Origin of the sequence: Escherichia sp. MOD1-EC5189 (genome assembly GCF_002966045.1) — a bacterium.
In the GTDB taxonomy this organism is placed as follows: Bacteria; Pseudomonadota; Gammaproteobacteria; order Enterobacterales; family Enterobacteriaceae; genus Escherichia; species Escherichia coli_F.
The window spans coordinates 1-1,156 of record NZ_PTRX01000093.1; the positions used below are offsets into that span (position 1 = coordinate 1).

At 60.3% G+C, this 1,156-nt stretch carries 1 protein-coding gene; it reads right to left on the minus strand.

Annotated features, from left to right (window positions below; genetic code table 11):
* On the minus strand, positions 1 to 1,156 hold a 1,156-nt coding region (locus ATB02_RS25655), incomplete at both ends, for a host specificity protein J (protein WP_198600604.1).

The following is a 1,156-nucleotide window of genomic DNA, read 5'->3' on the forward strand; positions in this document are numbered from 1 at the left end:
CGGTGTTCACACTGCGGATATAAAAGTAATAATCATGGCCCGGTTTGATATTGATACTGGCGGCTATCCAGTACAGCCCCGTGCCAAGGTAGCGGGCTGTGGTTTCAACCTGCCTGATATCGGTAATCCGCGTTTCCGAGAACCAGAACTCAAATTGTACCGTCGGATCATAAACCGCAAGATGCGGCGTGGCGGTTATCTGAAAATAGCCCGGTGTCAGCTCAATCCGAGACGGCGCTGCCGGTGCGGCAATCCGGAACGATACCGATGCCGGATCGCCCTGCTGTCCCCACGCATTTACAGCCCGGACAGTCAGCCTGTAGTTCCCCAGCGCCAGTTGCGTGAAGCGGTATGTGGTTTCCGTCGTCCTGGCCGTACTGACCAGCCGCTCACTGCCGTCGTCCGCTGTTACGGTCAGACGGAGCAGGAAGCTCACGCCCTTCACCACCTTCGGTGTGTCCCATCGCGCCAGCACCTGATATTCCCCGCTGTCTGCGGTGACTTCTGCGGTCAGATGCTGCACTGCTGGCGGCGTGACACCATTCACCGTGCCGCTCTGGTCGCCGTCAAAGTGCGCCCCGTTATCCACGATGGCCTCTTTTTCCGGTACATGCTGCACGGCGGTGATGGCATACGTGCCGTCATCGTTCTCACGGATACTCACGCAGCGGAACAGGCGCTGGCGCAGCGTCGGCAGCTTCAGCCCCCACACGCTGTACTCGGCAACGCCGTCAGGAACCCGGCTCACTTTCACCTTCACGCCGTCGGTGACGGACTGGACCTCCACGCTCACCGGATTACCCTGCCCGTCAACCAGGCTTATCAGCGTGGTGCCGGAGGATGGCAGCGTGATTTCACGGTCGAGCGTCAGTGTCCGGGTCTGGCTGTTCACCGCCAGCACACGCCCGCCGGTGCTGATCCCCGCATAGTCATCATCACAGATTTCAATGACATCACCTGGTACATGGCGAAGCCCTTCGGCACCCACGCTGAAGTCCACGGTCTGCGTTTCCAGCAGTTCCGTTTTAATCAGCCACAGCCCGGCGCGGTGCGCCTGCCCCCGGCTGGTACAGCCAAAGGCATCCATCTTCGTGACGTTACGACCGTAACGGGCAATGGCCTGCGTGTCCTCCACAAGCTCTGTCGCCGTCTCCCA